Source organism: Nocardioides sp. HDW12B (genome assembly GCF_011299595.1).
Classification (GTDB): Bacteria; Actinomycetota; Actinomycetes; order Propionibacteriales; family Nocardioidaceae; genus Marmoricola_A.
This window is the reverse complement of the sequence record NZ_CP049867.1, coordinates 356,544-376,363: the sequence shown is the minus strand read 5'-3', so window position 1 is coordinate 376,363 and position 19,820 is coordinate 356,544. Positions and strand designations below refer to the sequence as shown.

Genomic DNA, 19,820 nt, shown 5'->3' with positions numbered 1-19,820 from the left:
GAGTGGCAGGTCCTGGGTGGACGAGCTGGAGCGCGGGGGCGCGCTCCTCCCTCAGCTCACGCCCAGGGCCTGCCGCAACGGCTCGATGGCGAAGTAGACGACGAACAGCGCCGAGACCACCCACATGAGGGCGTGGACCTGGCCCACCTTGCCGCGCACCACCTTGATCAGGACGTAGGCGATGAAGCCTGCCCCGATGCCGACGGTGATGTTGTAGGTGAACGGCATGAGCACGATCGTGAGGAACGCGGGCAGCGCGACCTCGACGTCGTCCCAGTCGATGTGGCGGACCTGGGTCATCATCAGGAAGCCGACCAGCACCAGCGCGGGCGTGGCCGCCTCGTAGGGGATCACCGCCACGAGCGGGGTGAACACGGTCGCGAGCAGGAACATCACTCCGGTCACCACCGAGGCCAGACCGGTGCGTGCGCCCTCGCCGACCCCGGTGGCTGACTCGATGTAGGACGTGTTCGAGGAGACCCCGGCGGCGCCACCGGCCGCAGCGGCGATGGAGTCCACGATGAGGATCTGCTGCGCCCGCGGCGGGGTGCCCTGCTCGTCGAGCAGGCCGGCCTCGGCGCCGATGGCCGTCATCGTGCCCATGGTGTCGAAGAAGTCGGCCAGCAGCAGGGTGAAGATCAGCAGCGCGATGCCGATGAACGCCGCGGCGTCGTAGGAGCCGAGCGCGTCGCCCAGGCCCCCGATGTCGTCGAAGATCGCCAGGCCCCAGAGGTCCTTCAGGTCCGACAGTCCGGGCACGTTCGCCACGTCGCCGGGCACCGAGGGCACGTTGAGCTGCCAGCCCTTCGGGTTCGTCTCCTCGGGACTGACGAAGGACGGGCCGATGTCGAAGGCGCTCTCGATCGCGATGGCCAGCGCGGTGGTGGCCGCGATCGCGATGAGGATGGCCCCCTTCACCTGACGCACGTGCAGCGCCACGACCAGCACGAGGCCGACCACGAAGACCAGGGTCGGCCAGCCGTCGAGCACGCCGCCGACGCCGAGCTCCACGGGCACCGGCCCCACCGCCGTACGACGCACGAACCCGGCGTCGACCAGGCCGATGAGGGCGATGAAGAGGCCGATCCCGACGCTGATCGCGGTCTTGAGCGAGGTCGGCACCGCCTTGAAGACCGCGACCCGGAAGCCGGTGAGCACCAGCACCAGGATGATGACGCCCTCGAGGAAGACGAACGTCATGGCCTCGGTCCAGGTGTAGGCCTTGGCGATCGAGAAGGTGACGAAGGCGTTGAGCCCGAGCCCCGTGGCCAGCGCCAGCGGGTAGCGCGCCACCACCCCCATGAGGATGGTCATGAGGCCGGCGACGACGGCCGTGCCCAGCGCCACCAGCGGGATGTTCGGGGCGTCGCCGCCACCGAGGAACTTCCCGGCGCCGTCGGTCTGGGTGCCGATGATGAGCGGGTTCAGCACGATGATGTAGGCCATCGTGAAGAAGGTGACGACGCCGCCGCGCACCTCCTGGCCCACGGTGGATCCGCGCGCACTGATCTTGAAGAACTGGTCCACCGGAGGAGCCCCCTGAGGCGGTGACGGGACGGGACGGGACGGGTTGGCGGGCACGGTCCAGCCCGTGCCGCGGCACATGCTGCCAGAGCGATGTGTCGGTGCCGTCACCGCTGGGCTAAGTTCTGACCCGTGGACTCCCCCCCGCCCGACGCCGCCCCCGAGAGCGGTCCGCCGGTGCTCGAGGTCCACGAGATCGGCAACCGCACCTACCTGGTCGCCGACGTCGAGCCGCTCGACGTCACCGGGGTGCGGACCGTCGCCTTCGGCGCCCTGATGTTCCTGGGAGCGGGGCTGGGGCTGCTGCCGTCCTACGACTGGCTGGAGGACACCGGCCGCGTGTGGTGGCTGTGGACCTGCGCGGCCGGCTTCGGGCTGGGGCTGTTCGGCATCGCCTACTGCCGACGCCGCGCCCGCGCGATCGCCCGGGACGCCGCGGCCCGCGGATCCGCCGCCCGCTAACCCCGCCTGGCGACTCCGCCCGGCGACTCCGCTCGGCGACTCCGCCCGGCAGCTCAGCCCCGGTCGGCCAGCACCGCCTCGGCGGTGCGGCGCCCCGAGACCAGCGCGCCCTGGATCGAGCTGGTGTCGCGGTGGTCGCCACCGACGTACACCGTGCCGGCCCCGCTCCGCACCCGCACGTAGCGGCGGAACGAGTGCGGCGCCCCCATGAACGGCAGCGCCTCGGGCACGTCGTGGACGTGCAGCCGCTCCCACCCCGAGGCGTCCTCCTCGTGCAGCTCGCCGAGCAGCGGCAGCAGCTCGGCGTCAGTCGGCACCTGGCCGGCGCGCACGTGCAGCACCGAGGTGCCCACGAGCGTGCGACCCGGCGGGGCGTAGGTCGGCGCGGAGGCGGAGACCATGGTCGAGTTCGCCACCACGCTGCCGTCGGCGTCGACCACCAGACGACCCCGGTGACCGGGACGCGCGGGCGCCGCGTGCCAGACCGTCGAGACGCCGCGCGCCTGGGGCGGCACGCCGAGCGCGGGCAGCAGCCGGTGCGCGGTCCAGGGGTCGGCCGCGACCACGACCGTTGCGGCCGCGACGTCGCCGTCCGCGGTCACGACACCGTCGGGGTGGACCTCGCTGACCGGGGTCTCGAGCCGGACCGTGCCGGCGGGCAGGTCGTCGGCGAGCTGCTGGGGCATGGCGCCCATCCCCGCGGCCGGCAGCGTGGAGCGGCCGCGGGCGAACATCCGCATCATCAGGTCGAGGAAGCGCCGCGAGGTGGTGAACGAGTCATCGAGGACGACGCCGCCGAAGAAGGGCAGGAACACCCGGTCGACGGTGGCCTGGTCGAAGCCGGCCTGGCGCCAGGCCTCGACGGCCGGCACGTCCGGACGCGCCCGCAGCCGGCTCGGCGGCAGGGTCGCGGCCGCTCCGGCGTACGCCGCCAGCCGCAGCTTCTGCCCCAGCGGCGCGAGACCCGTCCGCGCGGTCGCGAGCGTCTCGGACGGGCGGACCAGCGGGTTGGCGATGCTCTGGAGGCGGCCGTCGGCGCGCACCGTGATCGCGTCGTCGAGGCGCTGGAGGTCCAGGTCGGGCACCCGCAGGGCGCGGCGCACCTCGGGGTAGGCGTCGTTGAGCACCTGGAAGCCGCGGTCGAGCAGGAAGCCGTCGACGCGGTCGGTCCGGACCCGGCCGCCGACCCCGTCGGAGGCCTCGAGCACGCTCACCGACAGCCCGGCACCAGCCAGCTCACGAGCGCAACGCAGCCCGGCCAGCCCCGCTCCCACCACCACGACGTCCACACGAGTCGAGACCATGCCCGCCATCCTGACAGGTGGGCCCCACCCTCTCGGAGGAGTCGGCGGGCTGCGCGGACCGCTACGGTCGGGCGATGAGCGACTCCCCCTCCGGCGCCCGCGCCGCCGTCCTGCTCGACATCGACGGCACGCTCGTCGACTCCACCTACCACCACGGCCTGGCCTGGTTCCGCGCCTTCCACGAGGTCGTCGGCGCCGACCGCACCCCCGCCCTGTGGCGCCTGCACCGCACCATCGGCATGGGCGGCGACAAGCTCGTCACCGAGGTGGCCGGCGAGGAGGTCGAGGACAAGCACGGCGACGCGCTGCGCGAGGCGTGGGAGAAGAAGTACGCCGAGGTCGAGTCCGAGGTGCCCGCGCTGCCCGGCGCCGCCGCGATGATCGAGCACCTCGTCGGGGCCGGGTACGTCGTGGCGCTCGCCTCGTCGGGCAAGAAGCACTTCTCCGAGAACGCCGTGAGCACCCTCGGCGTCGGCGAGCACGTGTCGATCCTGACCACGTCCGAGGACGCGGAGGAGTCGAAGCCCGAGTCCGACCTGCTGCACGCCACTCTCGACAAGCTGCACGACCTGGACGGCTTCGCGATCGACCGCGCCGTCATGGTCGGCGACACCCCCTACGACGTGGAGTCCGCCGCCAAGGCCGGTCTGCGCTGCCTCACGGTACGCACCGGCGGCTTCGGCGTGGACGAGCTGACCGAGGCCGGGGCCGCGCAGGTCCTCGACGACCTGTCGGGCTACGCCGACGTCGACTGGGAGGGCCTGATGCGGCCGCTGGAGGGCAACAAGGGCGCCTGAGGCCCCGGTTGGACCGGACCCGGATGGGCACGGTGGGGGCGGCCCCCACTCGGCAACACTTGAAGGACCCTGATGACGCGCTTCGGCTACACCCTCATGACCGAGCAGCGTGACCCCCGTGGTCTCGTGCGCGACGCCGCCCAGGCGGAGCAGACCGGCTTCGACTTCGAGGTGATGAGCGACCACTACTTCCCGTGGCTCTCGGCGCAGGGCCACGCGCCGTACGCCTGGTCGGTGCTCGGCGCGGTCGCGCAGGTGACCGAGCGGGTCGACCTCATGACCTACGTGACCTGCCCGACGATGCGCTACCACCCGGCCGTGGTCGCGCAGAAGGCCGCGACGATGGGCATCCTGTCCGAGGGCCGCTTCGTGCTGGGCCTCGGGAGCGGGGAGAACCTCAACGAGCACGTCGTGGGCAAGGGGTGGCCGACGGTCACCAACCGTCAGGAGATGCTGGCCGAGGCCATCGAGATCATCCGCGAGCTGCACACCGGGGAGCTCGTCGACCTCCAGGGTGACCACTTCCAGGTCGACTCCGCCCGGATCTGGGACCTGCCTACCGAGCCGGTCGAGATCGGCGTCGCGGTCAGCGGCCCGTCGTCGATCGAGCTGCTGGCGCCGCTGTCGGACCACCTCATCACCACCGAGCCCGACGCCGACGTCGTGTCCCGGTGGAACCGGACCAAGGGCGCGCCGCGCATCCCCGGCTCGGCCCGTGCCATCGGGCAGATCCCGATCTGCTGGGACCCGGACGAGGACGCCGCGGTCGCGCGCGCCCACGAGCAGTTCCGCTGGTTCGCCGGCGGCTGGTCGGTCAACGCCGACCTGCCCACGACGGCCGGCTTCGCCGGCGCGACGCAGTTCGTGCGCCCCGAGGATGTCGCTGACAACATCCCCTGCGGGCCCGACCTCGACGCCATCGTCGACGCCGTGAGCTCCTTCTGGGAGTCGGGCTTCACCGACGTGGCGCTGGTGCAGATCGGCGGCGACACCCAGGAGCGCTTCCTCGCCGAGGCGGCCGGGCCGCTGCTGGAGAAGCTGCGCGACGCCAGCGGCAGCTAGGCGGGGCCCCGTCGACCTGGTCAGGCCAGCACGGACTCCAGGGAGACGGCCTCCATGCCGTGCGCCTCGCCGACGGGGGCGTTGGTGAGGCTGCCGGCGTGGGTGTTGAGCCCGAGCGCCAGCGCCCGGTCGTCGCTGCAGGCCTGCTGCCAGCCCTTGTCGGCCAGCGCCACGGCGTAGGGCAGCGTGGCGTTGGTCAGCGCGTAGGTCGAGGTGTTCGGCACCGCACCGGGCATGTTCGCCACGCAGTAGAAGACCGAGTTGTGCACCGTGTACGTCGGGTCGGCGTGCGTGGTGGCGCGGGTGTCCTCGAAGCAGCCGCCCTGGTCGACGGCGATGTCGACGAGCACCGAGCCCGGCTTCATCCGCGAGACCAGCTCGTTGCTGACCAGCTTCGGGGCCTTGGCGCCGGGGATGAGCACGGCACCGATGACCATGTCGGCCTCGGTGACCTGCTGCTCGATGGCGAGCTTGGACGACGCCAGGCCGTGGACGCGGTTGTTGTAGCGCCAGAACGACATCCGGAGCTTGTCGAGGTCGGTGTCGAGCAGCGTGACGTCGGCCCCCATGCCGAGCGCGATGTTGGCGGCGTTCTGCCCGGAGACGCCGGCGCCGATGATGACGACCTTGGCGTTGGCCACGCCGCCGACGCCGCCCATGAGCACGCCGCGGCCGCCCTCGGCCTTCATCAGCGAGTGGGCCCCGACCTGGGGCGCGAGGCAGCCGGCGACCTCCGACATCGGGTAGAGCAGCGGCAGGCCGCCCGAGGGCAGCTGGACGGTCTCGTAGGCGATCGCGGTGACCTTGCGGTCGACGAGCTCCTGGGTCAGCGGCTGGTCGGCAGCCAGGTGCAGGTAGGTGAAGAGGGTCTGGCCCTCACGCATGCGGCCGTACTCCTCGGCGACGGGCTCCTTCACCTTGAGGACCATCTCGGCGGTGCCCCAGACGTCGTCGGCGGTCTCGAGCAGGGTCGCGCCGGAGGCGGCGTACTCCTCGTCGGGGATCTGCGAGCCCGCGCCCGCACCCTTCTCGACGTAGACGTCGTGGCCGTGCTGGGTCAGCTCGTGGACGCCGATGGGGGTGATGGCCACCCGGTACTCGTGGTTCTTGACTTCCTTCGGGACGCCGACCTTCATGCTCTCTCCTGCAGTTGGGGACGCTCTATTCTCCTGACTCTTCCGCTGACGGTGCCGGATCGTGTTGACTATTCGTGCGGAACGATCCAAGCCGACGATCCTTCGGTGTCAGGAGTCGGAGAGGGGTGTGAGGTGAACAACGTTCGACCCTCGACGAACGGGCGCGGCCTGGAGCTCGACGACGTCGACCGGCAGCTGCTGGCGATGCTGGCGGCGAACGCACGGACCCCCAACTCGGTGCTGGCCCAGACCGTCGGCATCGCCCCCTCGACGTGCCTGATGCGGGTCCGCCGGCTCCAGGAGACCGGTGTCATCCGCGGGTTCCACGCCGAGCTGTCGCCGGAGGCCCTGGGGCTGCCGCTGCAGGCGATCGTCGTCGTACGCCTGCAGGGCAACGCCCGGGCCCGGATCGGCGAGTTCGGCGGCTGGCTGTCGTCGCTGCCCGGCGTGCTCAACGTGTTCTTCCTCGCCGGCGCCGACGACTTCCAGGTGCACGTGGCCGCCGCGTCCCCCGACGCGCTGCGCGAGTTCGTCGTGGCCAACCTGTCGGCCAACCGCGACGTCGCCATGACCGAGACGCACCTCATCTTCGAGCACCTCCGGACCGGGTCGCCCTTCCCCTGACCGTCCAGCGCCCTCAGCGTCCCGGACGTTCGCACGTCGTCAACGACCTCCGCCCCTCGCCCCACGTCGTTAACGACGTCCCGCCAGCTTCGGAGCTCCGGTACGCAGCCACACGTCGTCAACGACCTCACGCACCTGGCCACCCGTCGTCAACGACCTCACGCACCTGGCCACCCGTCGTCAACGACCCCAGGCTCCGCTCCCCCGCGTCGGGAACGACAGGGGACGAACCCCGGCGTTGTCCACATCTCCGCAGGAGGACGTGTCAACGGACTCCGCCTTGGGTGATCCTGCACCGATGACAGCCGCTCAGCCTCCGTTCGAGCCTCGCCGCGAGGGTTCCCTCGACTTCGTGCGCCCCGTGCCGGTGGATCCCACGGGTTTCGACGGACCGACCAAGCCGCAGGCCGCCGGAGCGGGGTGGCGGCGAACGAGTCACGGTCTCTACGTGCCCAGCGACGTCGACGGCACCCGACCAGAACAACGCGCGATCGAGGCCTTGTCTGCACGAGCGCCGGGGGCGGCGCTGACCGGCTGGGCTGCCCTCTACTTCCACGGAGCGGCCTTCTTCGACGGCGTACGCCGCGATGGCTCGGCTCGCCCGGTCGCGGTGGCTGTCGGGCCGGGCACCGGGCGACGTGTCCATCAGGGCTCCCTTCTGAGCTACGAGAAGCTTCCGGACGCTGACGTCGAGGAGGTCGAGGATGTCCGCGTGACCTCGCCGGTGAGGGCCCTCTTCGACGAGCTCCGGTGTCCCCCACATGCACGTGAGCTGGTCGTCGCCGCCGACATGGCGCTGGCTGCCGGTCTTGACATCCTCGGGGAGGTGCGTCGGATGACGCAGTCGCGTTCGTCCTGGCGACGGGCCAGCTGGGTGGCTACCGCGCTCGAACACGTCTCCGAGAGGTCTCGTTCGCCGCAGGAGACACGGCTGCGCCTGATCTGGACACTAGACGCGGCCCTGCCGGCTCCTCTGGTGAACCAACCCGTCTTCACCCTCGACGGCGACCTCGTGTGCATAGCCGACCTGTTCGACGAGGAGGCAGGTCTTGTCGCTGAGTACGACGGCGCCGAGCACCGGCACGCCGGTCGACACGCGCGCGACGTCGCTCGCTACGAACGCGTCCGCGAGGTGGGGCTCGAGCACACCAGCGTCACGGGACCCGACATCGACAACCGCCGGCTCGTCGTACGACGTCTTCGAGCTGGTCGCGACCGGTCGGCCTTCCTTCCCGAAGGAGCACGCCGATGGACCCTCGCCGAACCGCCGGGATGGGTCGCGCCCTGGGGGCTGGCCTCCAGCACGCCAGCGCGTGCCATGCGTCGAGCGAGCTGACGGCTGGCCGCACGTCGTTGACGACACGAGGACGCCTGCCCCACGTCGTTGACGACACGCGACAGCTACGAGACCGCTCAGATCCGGCCTCACGTCGTCAACGACACCAGCCCCCGGCCTCACGTCGTCAACGACGTGAGGCCGGCCCCTCAGAAGCGGAAGAGCGGGTCCTTGCGCAGCTCGGAGCGGGCCAACGTCATGAGGTGCACGTCGTCGGGACCGTCGAAGAGGCGCATCGCCCGGTGCCAGCCGTACATCTCGGCGAGCGGGGTGTCGTCGGACATCCCGGCGCCGCCGTGGACCTGGATGGCGTCGTCGATGATCTGCAGCACGGCTCGGGGCACGAAGACCTTGACCTCGGCGACGAGGTGGCGCGCGGCCTTGTTGCCCTCGGCGTCGATGACCGCGGCCGCCCGGTGGCACAGGGCACGACCGGCGTCGAGCGCGACCCGGGCCTCGGCGATCTTGGCCTGGACGACGCCCTGGCGGGCGAGCTCCTTGCCGAAGGCGGTGCGCGATGTCGAGCGCGCGACCATGAGGGCCAGCGCCCGCTCCCCCGCGCCGAGGGCGCGCATCACGTGGTGGATGCGGCCCGGGCCGAGGCGCGCCTGGGCGGCCGCGAAGCCGCCACCCTCCTCGCCGAGGATGTTGGTCACCGGCACGCGCACGTCGTCGAAGACGATCTCGCAGTGACCGGGCTGGTGCTGGTGGCCGAAGACCGGCAGCGACCGGACGATCTCGATGCCGGGGGTGTCGGCGGGCACGATCACCATCGACTGCTGGCGGTGGGTCTCGGCGTCGGGGTCGGTCTTGCCCATGACCACGAAGACCTTGCAGCGCGGGTCGGCCGCTCCGGAGATCCACCACTTGCGGCCGTTGATGACGTACTCGTCGCCGTCGCGCACGATGCGGGTCTCGATGTTCGTCGCGTCGGAGGAGGCGACGGCCGGCTCGGTCATCGCGAAGGCCGAGCGAATCTCGCCGGCGAGCAGCGGCTCGAGCCACTGCTTCTGCTGCTCCTCGGTGCCGAGGAGGTGGAGGAGCTCCATGTTGCCGGTGTCGGGGGCGGCGCAGTTGGTGGCCTCGGGCGCGAGCTCGAGGCTCCACCCGGTCAGCTCGGCGAGCGTGGCGTACTCCAGCTGGGTCAGCCCGGACTCCGCCGGCAGGAAGAGGTTCCAGAGCCCCTGCTCCTTGGCGGTGGCCTTGAGCTCCTCGACGACCGGCGGCACGCTGTGGTCGTCGTGGTCGCGCTCGGCGCGATAGGCGCGGTACGCCGCCTCGCCGGGGATCACGTGGTCCTGGATGAAGGTGTGGAGACGGGCGTGGAGGTCGACGGCCTTCTCCGAGGCGGCCGGCATGGCGGGGTAGGTCACAGGTCCGTCACCCGCAGCCCCGAGTGGGCCTTGTAGCGGCGGTTGACCGAGATCAGGTTGGCCGTCAGCGCCTCGACCTGGTGGGCGTTGCGGAGCCGACCGCCGAAGACGCCGCGGACGCCGGGGATCCGGTCGGCCAGCGCCTGGACCAGGTCGGTGGCCTCACGCTTGTCGCCGAGCACCAGCACGTCGGTGTCGACCGAGGTGACCTCGGGGTCCTCGAGCAGCACGGCACTGACGTTGTGGAAGGCCCCGACGACGGTGCTCTCGGGGAGCACGGCCTGCGCCTGCTGGGCCGCCGATCCCTCCTCGACCGCGAGCGCGTAGGCGCCCTGCTTGTCGAAGCCAAGCGGGTTGACGCAGTCGACGACGATCTTGCCGGACAGCTCGGTGGCCAGCGAGGCCAGCAGCTCCTTGTGGCCGTCCCACGGCACGGCGACCACGACGATGTCGCCGTCGCGGGCGGCCCCGGCGTTGTCGGCGCCGGTCAGCGAGCCCTCAATGCTCCCGGACTCGGCGATCTCGGTCGCGATGCCCTGCGCCCGCTCCTCGCTGCGGCTGCCGATGACCACGCGCAGGCCGGAGGCGGCGAAGCGTCGGGCCAGGCCACGGCCCTGGGGGCCGGTGCCCCCGAGGACGGCGACGGTGAGCTCACCCAGCCGCGTCGCGGCGTCGGGCTGGTCGTCGGGCTGCCCGGTCGGGTCGCTCGGTCGATCGGTCGGCTGGGCCGTCACGGGCACGCTCCTGGGTCGGTTTCTCGCGGGTCGCTCCACCTTAGTGCGGCGCCTGTCGGGCCGACCTGACCGTCCGCCCGACGTCCGCCCGGCCGTGCGACGAGCGCGCCCCGCCGTGCGAAGCGAGCCCCGCCGTCCCAGGGACCGTGCGATCAGCCGTGCAGCAGGGCCCGGTACCGCGCGGTCACCTCGGCCACGGCGGCGTCCGCGCCGGGGCTCATCAGGGTCATGTCGACGAAGCCGTGGATCAGCTCGTCGAAGCGGACCTTCTCGACCCGGACGCCGGCCTCGGCGAGCTTGTCGGCGTACGCCTCGCCCTCGTCGCGCAGCGGGTCGAACCCGGCGGTGGCGACGACCGCGGGCGGCTGCCCGGCCAGGTCCTCGCGCAGGATCGGCGAGATGCGGGGGTCCTCGGGCGCGACCTCGCCGGCGCCGTCGCCGACGTAGTGGGCGAAGAACCACTCCATCGTCGCCAGCTCGAGGAAGTAGCCCTCGGCGTTCTCCTGGCGCGAGGGCCGGTCGGTGAAGGCGTCGGTGGCCGGGTAGTAGAGCAGCTGCGCCGCGAGCCCCGGGACGTGCTGGGCCACCACGGCAGACAGGTTCCCGCCCGCGCTGTCGCCGCCGATCCCCACCCGGTCGGTGCCGCCGAGGTCGTCGGTGTGCTCCAGCGCCCACCGCGTGGCGGCGAGCGCGTCCTCGAGCCCGGCGGGGAACGGGTGCTCCGGCGCCAGCCGGTAGTCCACGGAGAGCACGACGGTGTCGGCGTCGCGGCACAGCCGGCGGCAGGTCTGGTCGTGGGTGTCGAGGTCGCCGATGACGAAGCCGCCGCCGTGCAGGAAGACGGTGGTCGGCCAGGGGCCCTTGCCCTCGGGGCGGTAGAGGCGCGCCGGCCGCGGCCCGTCCCCACCCGGTACGTCGAGGTCGCGCACGTCGCCGACCGCGATCACCTGCTCGGGCGAGACCATGTCGACCGTCAGCGCCCGGAAGCCCTTCCGCGCGGTGTCGGGGTCACCCTCGTGCATCGGCGGGTAGCCCGCGTCGGCGATGAACTGGAGGAGACCGGCGATCTGGGGGTCGAGAGGCATGGCGCCATCCTGCCCCGCCCACCCGCATGTAACGCGGGGTTATGGACGCCGGGCAAGGCTCACAACCCTGGCGAGGCGTCCACAACCCTCGCGAGGACGGGTACGACGACGCCAGCGCGGCACCGTCGGCCGCCGGCTGTCGCCCGTCAGAACAGCTCGAGGTCCTCGCGACGGATCGCGTCGAGCGCGGGCTCGGGGAGCGGCCGGGGCAGCTGCTTCTTGCTCAGCTGGGCCTCGGAGTGGGCTCCGCAGCCGTGGTCGAGCGAGACGACCCTGCCGTCGTCGTTGGCGAAGGCGTTGGCGCAGACACCGAAGGCCTGGCTCAACGGACCGGCCAGCTTGACCAGGAAGCCGCAGGTCACGCACGCGGCCGGCGCGGACTGGGCCAGCGGCGCCTCCGGACCGTGGTCGCCGTCGTACCAGCGCTGTGCGGCAGCCTCGCGGCCCTCGACCGAGAGCACGCGCGGACGTCCCAGGCCGAGCTCCTCGGCCACGCGCTTGGCCTCGCGCGGGTCGGGCAGCTCGTCGGCGCCGGTGAACGACGGCACCAACCGGTCGTCGTCGTCCTCGGTGGGCAGCAGGTCGCCGGGGCTGAGGTCGCCGGGGCGGATCCGCTCCTTGTAGGGCACCCACTCGGGGGCCAGCACGGCGTCCTCGTCGGGCAGCAGCACGATCTCGTCGACCGTGACCGTCTTCTGCTTCGGCGCCCGCGCGACCGTGACCGACCAGCTCCAGCCGCGGTAGCCCGTCTGGGTGCACGCGAAGCGGTGGGTCACCACCTTCTTGCCCTCGACGTCGACGCCGAGGTGCTCACCGACGTCGCCCGCCGGGACGAGCTCGAGCAGCGCCTGACGCGCCGCGTCCACGGCGTCGGCGCCCACCTGGTCGAGCTTGGCCGGCTTGCTGGCTTTGGTCACCCGGGGATTGTGTCAAACCCGGCGCCCCGTGTCGCCTCGGTCGGTGGGGCCGAGACGAATGGCGCGGGACGGGCAGGCAAGATGGCCCCATGCACGGGGACCCTGCGGCCGACGACGAGCCGCGCCAGCGACCCGAGCCCGGCTCCGAGGCCGGTCCTCAGCCCGGTCCCCAGGCCGGTGCCCGGCCCGGTCCCCAGCCCGCGGGCGCTCCCGATCATGGCCACGACCCGCAGGGCCACGCTCCGGACCACGCACCGGACACCGCACCGGGCGCCGCACGGGAAGCCAGCCCCGACACCGGCCCGGACACCCTGGAGGACACCGACCCGGTGCCCCCGGCCGGCGCGTCACCGGGTCGGGACGGTCGACGGACCCTCGGGGGCGCCCGCCGCGCCGGGGTGGCGACCGGGCGCGGGATCCGGCGGACCGGATCGGGCAGCGCGCGCGCCGCGGGCTACGTCTACCGCCAGGCGCGACGCGCCAGCCACGCGGAGGGCGCCGGCGAGAGCGGGCTGTCGCGGCTCATCGAGCTGCACGCCTTCAACGCCGCCGGCGACGCGGCCGTCGCGATCAGCCTCGCCGGCACCCTGTTCTTCCAGGTCCCGACCAACGAGGCGCGCGGCCAGGTCGCGCTGTTCCTCGGGCTCACGATGCTGCCGTTCGCGATCGTCGCGCCGCTGATCGGGCCGGTGCTGGACCGCTTCAGCCACGGTCGGCGCTGGGCGCTCGGCAGCACGATGGCGATCCGCGCCTTCCTGTGCTGGGTGCTCGCCACCGAGGTCACCGGCAACTCCCTCGGCCTCTTCCCGGCCGCGCTCGGCGTGCTCGTCGCGTCCAAGGCGTACGGCGTGACCCGCGCCGCGGCCGTGCCTCGTCTCAGTCCGCCCGGCCTGGGCCTGGTGAAGGCCAACTCCCGGATCTCGCTGGCGGGCATGGCCGGTGCAGGTGTGTCGGCCCCGCTGGCCGTGCTGGCCTCGCTCGCCGGTCCGCAGTGGTCGCTGCGCTACGCCTTCGCGGTGTTCGTCGCCGCCACCGTCCTCGCGATCCTGCTGCCGTCCAAGGTCGACGACGCCGCCGGCGAGGAGCGCGCCAAGCTGCGCGGTCGTCGTACCCGGACCAAGGTGCACCCGCTCGTCGTGCGCGCGCTGCGCTGCAACGGCGGGCTGCGGCTGGTGTCGGGCTTCCTGACGCTCTTCATGGCGTTCCTGCTGCGCGAGAACCCGTTGCCCGGGTGGGAGGACCGTCCCGAGATCCTGCTCGGGCTGGTCATCGGCGCCGCCGGGGTCGGCAACGCCGCCGGCATCGGGCTCGGGTCGCTGCTGCGCGAGGTCAAGCCGGCGTACGTCGTGGTGCTGGTGCTGGTCGCCGACACCGTGGCCGCCGTGGTCGCGGCCGTGTTCTACAGCCTGGTCGCGGTGATGCTGCTCGGCCTGGTGGCCGGGCTGAGCCAGGCCCTGGGCAAGCTGTCGCTGGACTCGCTGATCCAGACCGAGGTGCCCGAGCGGACCCGCTCGAGCGCGTTCGCACGCTCCGAGACGCTGCTGCAGCTGTCGTGGGTGGTCGGCGGGTTCCTCGGCATCGCGATGCCGCTGATCCCGCGGCTCGGCCTCGGCGTCCTGGCCGTGATCCTCGTGGGGATCCTGGCCTGGGTCCTGACGTCGCTGCGCGAGCCGGCGGCCGCGCAGGAGGTCACCTAGGTCGGAGGACCGACCCTGGAGCCGTCAGGACTCGAGCTCGTCGGCCAGGGCGCGGAGCAGCTTGGCGGTGGGAGCAGCGGTCTTGGGGTCGGGGTGACGCCCGGCGCGGTAGCCGCGCTCGATGCCCTCGAGCAGCCGGTAGAGGTCCTCGACGATCGTCACCATGTCCGAGGGCTTGCGGCGCATGGCCTTGGCCACCGACTTCTGGGACTCGACGACCCGGACCTGCAGCGCCTGGTCGCCCTTGCGGCCCTGCGCGATCCCGAACTCGACCCGGGTGCCGGGCTTGAGGCTGGGCACGCCGTCGGGCAGCGCCGAGGAGGGCACGAAGACGTCGCCGCCCTCGTCGGAGGAGATGAAGCCGAAGCCCTTCTCCACGTCGTACCACTTGACCTTGCCCGTGGGCACAGGGACCTCCCGCGTCGTCGTCCGGGATGGTCCCGGGCACCTGTCGGCTGCGTCTGACTCTGCGCTGAGCCTACGCGGGCGTCCGCAACGTGCGCCGGGGCCCCGGCAACGTCGTGCTCAGGAGGCCAGGTGCGTGGCCAGCCAGCCCGGGAAGTCGCTCAGCGCCGGCAGCACGACGTGGGCGCCGGCCTCCTCCAGCTCCGCGGCCGAGCATCCGCCGGTGGTCACCCCGACGCCCAGCACCCCGGCCGCGTGGGCCCCCTCGATGTCGTGCACGTGGTCGCCGACGAAGAGCGCGGCGCCGTGCTCGGCCAGCACCGGCCCCTTGCCCGGTCCCCACACCTCGCCCACGACCTCGTCGACGTCCAGGCCCAGCGCCTCGACGTGCAGCCGTGCGTTGGGCGTGAACTTGCCAGTGACCACCAGGCTCCGGCCCCCGTGACGGCGTACGGCGGCCAGCGACTCGTGGGCGCCGGCGAACGCCGGGGTCGGCGCGACGGCGATCGTCGGGTAGAGCGCCCGGAACTCGTCGACCAGCCCGGCCAGCGTCTCGGGCGTGGCGCCCGGCACGTGCGGGGCGAGCATGAGGTCCAGCGGCGGCCCGAGCTGCTCCACCAGGTCGTCGACGGGGAAGCTCAGGCCGGTGCGCGACTCCAGCGCGCGCAGGCACGCCGCGAACCCCGGTCGGGTGTCGATCAGGGTCATGTCGAGGTCGAAGCCGACGACGAGGGGAGGAGGCACCGCACCAGGGTAGGCGGGCCGGGCGACCGCTCGACCCGCTGTCCGGCCCGCGCGGCTCACCCCCGCCGGTATCGTGGTGCGGATGACCTCGGCCGCCCCCCGCACCCTCGCCGACCAGCTCCGCGGCTGGTCGGACGAGCGGTTGACGGCACTGCTGGTGGCCCGGCCCGACCTCGCCAACCCGGCACCCCACGACTCCTCGCAGCTGGCCTCGCGGGCCAGCACCCGCGCCTCGGTGCTGCGCGCGCTGGACACCCTGGACCGGCTGCAGCTGCTCGTGCTGGACGCGGCCGTCGCGCTCGGCGCCCGCGCGTCGCGCGCCGCGCTCGTCGAGGTGGTCCACGCCGACGCCGAGGCCACCGAGGCGGCCGTCCTGCGGCTGCGTGACCTGGTGCTGCTGTGGGGCGAGGACGAGGACCTCCGCGCCGTCAGCGCGGTCAGCGAGACCCTCGGCACCCAGGTCAGCGGACTCGGTCCGCCCGTCGACCAGCTGCTGGGCTCCGGCGGCCCGGAGAGGGTCGCCGCCCTGCTCGGCGACCTCGGTCGCCGCTCGAGCGGCAACCTGGCCACGGACCTGCGCGACCTCGCCGACCTGCTGCGCCGGGTGGACGCGGTGGCCGGGCTCGTCGAGGAGCTCGACGACGACGCCGCGACGATGCTCGACCACCTCGAGCGCTCCGGGTCCGAGGGCGTCACCCAGGCCGCCCGCACCCCGGTCCGCCGGGCCGACGCCGCCTCGCCCGTCGAGCAGCTGCTGGCCCGGGGGCTGCTGGTGCCGCGCGACGCCCGCCACGTCGTCGTCCCCCGCGAGGTGGGGCTGGCCCGCCGCGGCGGTCGCACCACCCACGAGCCGGTCGACGGACCCCCGCCGCCGGTCACCACGTCACGCTCGGCCACGCTGGTCGACCGGGCCGCCGCGGGCGCGGCGTACGAGCTGGTGCACCGCACCGAGCTGCTGCTCGACGAGTGGAGCGCGCGGCCCCCGACCGTGCTGCGCCAGGGCGGGCTCGGCGTGCGCGACCTCAAGGCGACCGCAGCGCTGCTGCACGCCGACGAGCGGGTGGCCGCCCTGCTGGTCGAGACCGCGTCGGCCGCCGGGCTGCTCGCCCAGGGCGGCACGGACGGCCTCGACGTCGCCTGGCTGCCGACCCACGCCTACGACGCCTGGCGCGCCGCCCCCACCGCCGAGCGCTGGGCCGTCCTGGTGCGCGCCTGGTGGTCGAGCGCGCGTCCGGCCGGATACGTCGGTCGCCCGATGCGTGGCAAGAACGTCAACGCCCTGGCCCCCGAGCTCGAGCGGCCCTGGGCCGTGGAGACGCGACGGCGGGTGCTCGGCGAGCTCGCCGGGCTGCCCCGCGGCACCGTCCTGGACCCCGCGGCCGGCGTCGAGTCGCTGGTCGAGACCGTCGCCTGGCTGCGCCCGCGCCTGCCGTCGAGCGCCTCCGCGCTGGTCGGGTGGACGGTCGAGGAGGCCTCGGTGCTCGGTCTGGTCGGGCTCGGCGGGCTCAGCACGCACGGTGCCGCCCTCGTCGCGGGCGAGGACCCCGCGGCGGCGCTGGCGCCGCTGCTGCCCACCCCCGTCGACCACGTCCTGCTCCAGGCCGACCTGACCGCGGTGGCGCCCGGCCCCCTGGAGGACGCGCTCGCCCGCGACCTCGCCCTGCTGGCCGAGGTCGAGTCGCGCGGCGGTGCCACCGTCTACCGCTTCACCGAGCGCTCCGTGCGCCGCGCCTTCGACGTCGGCTGGTCGGCCGTCGAGGTCCACGACGCGATCAACCGCGCCGCCCGCAACGAGGTGCCGCAGCCGCTGACCTACCTCGTCGACGACGTCGCCCGGACCTTCGGCACCGTCCGGGTCGGTGCCGCCGAGTCCTTCCTGCGCAGCGACGACGAGGCCGCCCTCGCCGCGCTGCTGCACGACAGCGCCGCCGAGTCGCTTCGGCTGCGACGGCTCGCCCCCACCGTGCTCATCAGCGACCTGCCCCTCGACCTGCTGCTCCCCCGGCTGCGCGAGATCGGGGCCGCGCCCGTGGTCGAGGGCCCGGACGGCATCGTGCGCGTCGCCGGTCGCGAGCCGCTGCGGGCCCGGGGACCGCGCGGGCGCCCGGTCGTCGACCCGCAGACGGTGGCCGAGCGGGACGCGACGCGGGCGGCCGCGACGGTGACGGCGCTGCGCTCGGGCGACCGGGTGTCGGCGGTGCGCTCGACCGGAGCGCCGGTCAAGCAGTCGCCCGCCTTCACGCTGGCGCTGCTCCGCGAGGCGTGCGAGGCCGAGTCGTCGGTCTGGATCGGGTACGTCGACGGGGACGGCTCGGTCCACGACCGCATCATCGACCCGCACCGGGTCGAGGGCGGCTGGCTGCGGGCCTTCGACCAGCGCTCCCAGCAGGTCGCGTCGTACGCCGTGCACCGGATCAGCTCGGTCCGCCCCTGCTGAGGGCCCACTCGCTGGTGGTGGGGTGCGGCGGCCACTCGTCGGGGCGGCTGCGTCCGGTCGGGACCCACCCCAGCCGGCGGTAGAACGTCTGCGCCGCCACGTTGAGGTCGAGGCACCACAGCCGCGGCTCGGTCATCTCCGCGACCGCGACCTCCACGGCGGCGCGCCCCAGCCCGCTGCCCCACCGCTCGGGGTGCACGGCGAGGTGGTGCAGCACCGACCCGTCGTGGGAGACGTAGGCGTCGAGCCGCCCCGGTCCGTCGGCGACGTGGACGCGGAACGCCGGGTCGGCCAGCTCGGCCGACCACCGTGCGAGCACGGCGGCCTCCGGGTAAGGGGTGTCACCGAAGACGTGGGCCAGCGCGACCAGGTTCGCGTCGCGCTCGAGGTCACGCAGGGCCGGGGCGTCGCCCGGCGTGGCGAGGCGGAAGCGCACGCTCGGTCCGTCAGTCCCGGTCCTGCCAGGTGCAGACGCACGCCTCGTTGCCCTCGACGTCGGCCAGCACCCAGAAGGCGCGGGCACGGTCGTCGCTGACCAGGCGGCCCCCGGCGGCCAGCGCGGCGGCGACCCGGCCCTCCGCCTCGTCGTGGGGCACCACGACGTCGAGGTGGACCCGGTTGCGCTGCGGGCGCGGCTCGGTCATCTGCTGGAACCACAGCGCGGGTCCGACGCCGCGGGGGTCGACGATGCTGTCGTCGGCCGGACCGTCGGGGGTGCCCTCGGGCGCGTAGGCCAGGACGGCCTGCCAGAACGGCAGGACGGCGGGGATGTCGAGCGCGTCGATCGCCACCTCCAGCGAGGTCGACGGCCGGGGGTCGCCCCGGTGCCCGCGGGTGGCGGCCAGGTCGCTGACGGCCCGCGCGAGCCGCTCGTCGCGCGGGGTCAGGCCGCCGGCGTCGTGGGACGTGGTGGTGACGTGCACCAGGTCGGGGTAGCGGACGTCGAGGTTCGCGTGGTGGTCGTGCTCGTCGCACAGCGCCGCGACGTCGGCGGCGAACCGGCCGGCGTCGGCGTACGACCCGCAGTGGAAGTTCGCCTGCGCGCCGCTGCGCACCACCCGCCAGTCGTCGAGGCCGAGGTCGGTGAACTGCTGGGAGGTGAGTCGTTCCGTCATGTCTGCGAACCTACGCCGCCCCGCCGACAGCCGCACGCGTCCCGTCGCCCGGGCCCGCTCAGGGCAGGCGCGGGTCCGACATTGGCGCGAGCCGCGGGTCGCGCGGGTCCTGCAGCGGCGTCGGGTCGGGCGCTACGCGTGGCCCCGGGCCACGCTCGAGGGGTGGCGCGGGAGGCGGCGAGCCGTTCGGCCCGGTCAGGCCGTCGGGGTCCGCCTCCGCCTCGAGCTCCGGCATCGGGACGGCACGGGAGCCCAGCGCCGCCCGCGGCATCGGGACCGGGGCGGGGCCCGGGTCGAGCTGCTCCGCGCGCGGCGTGCGGAACGGTACGTCGTCGGGCGGCTCGGGTGCAGGGCGCGGCACGTCGGCCCCGGGCGGCGAGAACGGCGCGGGCCCGAGGTCGGCCGGACGTCCGCCCGGGTCGTCGGCCGCGGCCACGGACACGGAGGGCGGCACCACCCCGAGGACGCACGTGAGGAGCACCGCGGCCCGACCTGGTCGCCTCATCGCCCCTCCCCTTCCCTCCGACCCAGTATGACCCCGCGGTCGCCCGCACGTCAGCAGCACGAGGCCGACGGTCCACCCCGCCCGGGCCGCGGTCAGCCCTTCTGCAGCGCCTCGGCGAGCATGACGATGATGCCGCTGGGCCCGCGCACGTAGGTCAGCCGGTAGACGTCCTCGTAGGTGGCCACGCCGCGCAGCGGGTGGCAACCGTGCCGCGCGGCGACCGCCAGCGCCGCGTCGAGGTCGTCGACCGAGAAGGCGACCCGGTGCATGCCGATCTCGTTCGGCCGCGTCGGCTCGGTCTCGATCGCCTCGGGGTGGACGTACTCGAACAGCTCGAGCACGCCGGCGCCGTCGGGCGTGCGGAGCATCGCGATGTGGGCGTGGTTGCCGTCGAGGCCCACGGCGGTGTCGGTCCACTCACCGCTCACGGTGTCGCGGCCCATCACCTCGAGGCCGAGGTCGGTGAAGAAGGCGATCGCGGCCTCCAGGTCGCGCACCGCGATGCCGACGTTCTCCAGCTTGATCGTCATGCCGGGCACGCTAGCAACGGCCCCCGACACGTG

The 19,820-nt window shown here is 73.5% G+C and carries 20 protein-coding genes; 7 read left to right on the top strand and 13 right to left on the bottom strand.

All coding sequences use genetic code 11. The features are described 5' to 3' along the window. Positions 1-51: 51 nt before the first annotated feature. Positions 52-1,527, bottom strand: a complete 1,476-nt coding sequence (locus G7072_RS01795) for an NCS2 family permease (protein ID WP_277343391.1) — start codon at positions 1,525-1,527, stop codon at positions 52-54. Positions 1,528-1,656: 129 nt separating this feature from the next. Here G7072_RS01795 and G7072_RS19920 point away from each other — a divergent pair, with 129 nt between their 5' ends. Continuing rightward, positions 1,657-1,986 carry a hypothetical protein gene (locus G7072_RS19920; RefSeq protein ID WP_240917093.1) on the top strand — a complete coding sequence of 110 codons (330 nt, stop codon included), beginning with the start codon at positions 1,657-1,659 and terminating at the stop codon, positions 1,984-1,986. 53 nt (positions 1,987-2,039) lie between these two features. On the opposite strand, the gene G7072_RS01785 is transcribed toward G7072_RS19920, so the two are convergent. Further along, positions 2,040-3,290: an NAD(P)/FAD-dependent oxidoreductase gene (locus G7072_RS01785; protein WP_166083940.1), complete on the bottom strand. Its 1,251-nt coding sequence runs from the start codon at positions 3,288-3,290 to the stop codon at positions 2,040-2,042. A 74-nt stretch (positions 3,291-3,364) separates the two neighbouring features. Between G7072_RS01785 and G7072_RS01780 the strand changes: the two genes are divergently transcribed. Next, positions 3,365-4,087 carry an HAD family hydrolase gene (locus G7072_RS01780; protein ID WP_166083939.1) on the top strand — a complete coding sequence of 241 codons (723 nt, stop codon included), beginning with the start codon at positions 3,365-3,367 and terminating at the stop codon, positions 4,085-4,087. A 72-nt stretch (positions 4,088-4,159) separates the two neighbouring features. Further along, complete coding sequence (locus G7072_RS01775) at positions 4,160-5,149, top strand: LLM class F420-dependent oxidoreductase (RefSeq protein ID WP_166083938.1); 990 nt, start codon at positions 4,160-4,162, stop codon at positions 5,147-5,149. 20 nt (positions 5,150-5,169) lie between these two features. On the opposite strand, the gene ald is transcribed toward G7072_RS01775, so the two are convergent. After that, the gene (ald, locus tag G7072_RS01770) at positions 5,170-6,285 is read right to left on the bottom strand and encodes an alanine dehydrogenase (RefSeq protein WP_166083937.1); all 1,116 of its coding nucleotides are present in this window, start codon (positions 6,283-6,285) and stop codon (positions 5,170-5,172) included. 132 nt (positions 6,286-6,417) lie between these two features. Here ald and G7072_RS01765 point away from each other — a divergent pair, with 132 nt between their 5' ends. Further along, positions 6,418-6,909, top strand: a complete 492-nt coding sequence (locus G7072_RS01765) for an Lrp/AsnC family transcriptional regulator (protein ID WP_240917092.1) — start codon at positions 6,418-6,420, stop codon at positions 6,907-6,909. A gap of 448 nt (positions 6,910-7,357) precedes the next feature. Then, on the top strand, positions 7,358-8,245 hold the full coding sequence (locus G7072_RS01760) for a hypothetical protein (protein WP_166083936.1): 888 nt from the start codon (positions 7,358-7,360) through the stop codon (positions 8,243-8,245). A 149-nt stretch (positions 8,246-8,394) separates the two neighbouring features. Here the strand turns inward: G7072_RS01760 and G7072_RS01755 are convergent, their stop codons facing one another. The 4 genes from G7072_RS01755 to G7072_RS01740 form a co-directional block, all read right to left on the bottom strand. Continuing rightward, positions 8,395-9,618: an acyl-CoA dehydrogenase family protein gene (locus G7072_RS01755; protein WP_346766211.1), complete on the bottom strand. Its 1,224-nt coding sequence runs from the start codon at positions 9,616-9,618 to the stop codon at positions 8,395-8,397. Further along, positions 9,615-10,352: an NADPH-dependent F420 reductase gene (gene npdG / locus G7072_RS01750; RefSeq protein WP_166083935.1), complete on the bottom strand. Its 738-nt coding sequence runs from the start codon at positions 10,350-10,352 to the stop codon at positions 9,615-9,617. Before npdG ends, G7072_RS01755 begins: the two co-directional genes overlap by 4 nt. A gap of 152 nt (positions 10,353-10,504) precedes the next feature. Then, on the bottom strand, positions 10,505-11,437 hold the full coding sequence (locus G7072_RS01745) for an alpha/beta hydrolase (protein WP_166083934.1): 933 nt from the start codon (positions 11,435-11,437) through the stop codon (positions 10,505-10,507). A gap of 146 nt (positions 11,438-11,583) precedes the next feature. Continuing rightward, positions 11,584-12,354: a DUF3027 domain-containing protein gene (locus G7072_RS01740; protein WP_166083933.1), complete on the bottom strand. Its 771-nt coding sequence runs from the start codon at positions 12,352-12,354 to the stop codon at positions 11,584-11,586. Positions 12,355-12,443: 89 nt separating this feature from the next. Here G7072_RS01740 and G7072_RS01735 point away from each other — a divergent pair, with 89 nt between their 5' ends. Then, positions 12,444-14,051, top strand: coding sequence for an MFS transporter (locus G7072_RS01735; protein ID WP_206063243.1), 1,608 nt, complete (start codon positions 12,444-12,446; stop codon positions 14,049-14,051). 24 nt (positions 14,052-14,075) lie between these two features. Here G7072_RS01735 and G7072_RS20170 read toward each other — a convergent pair whose 3' ends face one another. Then, on the bottom strand, positions 14,076-14,459 hold the full coding sequence (locus G7072_RS20170) for a cold shock domain-containing protein (RefSeq protein WP_166083932.1): 384 nt from the start codon (positions 14,457-14,459) through the stop codon (positions 14,076-14,078). Positions 14,460-14,576: 117 nt separating this feature from the next. Continuing rightward, on the bottom strand, positions 14,577-15,200 hold the full coding sequence (locus G7072_RS01725) for an HAD family hydrolase (RefSeq protein ID WP_240917091.1): 624 nt from the start codon (positions 15,198-15,200) through the stop codon (positions 14,577-14,579). Between the two features lie 82 nt (positions 15,201-15,282). Between G7072_RS01725 and G7072_RS01720 the strand changes: the two genes are divergently transcribed. Then, complete coding sequence (locus G7072_RS01720; protein ID WP_166083931.1) at positions 15,283-17,637, top strand: helicase-associated domain-containing protein; 2,355 nt, start codon at positions 15,283-15,285, stop codon at positions 17,635-17,637. Here the strand turns inward: G7072_RS01720 and G7072_RS01715 are convergent. The 4 genes from G7072_RS01715 to G7072_RS01700 form a co-directional block, all read right to left on the bottom strand. After that, the gene (locus tag G7072_RS01715) at positions 17,615-18,073 is read right to left on the bottom strand and encodes a GNAT family N-acetyltransferase (protein ID WP_166083930.1); all 459 of its coding nucleotides are present in this window, start codon (positions 18,071-18,073) and stop codon (positions 17,615-17,617) included. The two genes, G7072_RS01720 and G7072_RS01715, sit on opposite strands and share 23 nt — an antisense overlap. Positions 18,074-18,083: 10 nt before the next feature. Next, a complete protein-coding gene (locus G7072_RS01710) occupies positions 18,084-18,752 on the bottom strand; it encodes a VOC family protein (protein ID WP_166083929.1) in 669 nt (222 codons plus the stop codon). Between the two features lie 58 nt (positions 18,753-18,810). Further along, the gene (locus G7072_RS01705) at positions 18,811-19,257 is read right to left on the bottom strand and encodes a hypothetical protein (RefSeq protein ID WP_166083928.1); all 447 of its coding nucleotides are present in this window, start codon (positions 19,255-19,257) and stop codon (positions 18,811-18,813) included. A 92-nt stretch (positions 19,258-19,349) separates the two neighbouring features. Beyond that, positions 19,350-19,787, bottom strand: a complete 438-nt coding sequence (locus tag G7072_RS01700; RefSeq protein WP_166083927.1) for a VOC family protein — start codon at positions 19,785-19,787, stop codon at positions 19,350-19,352. Positions 19,788-19,820: the final 33 nt, after the last annotated feature.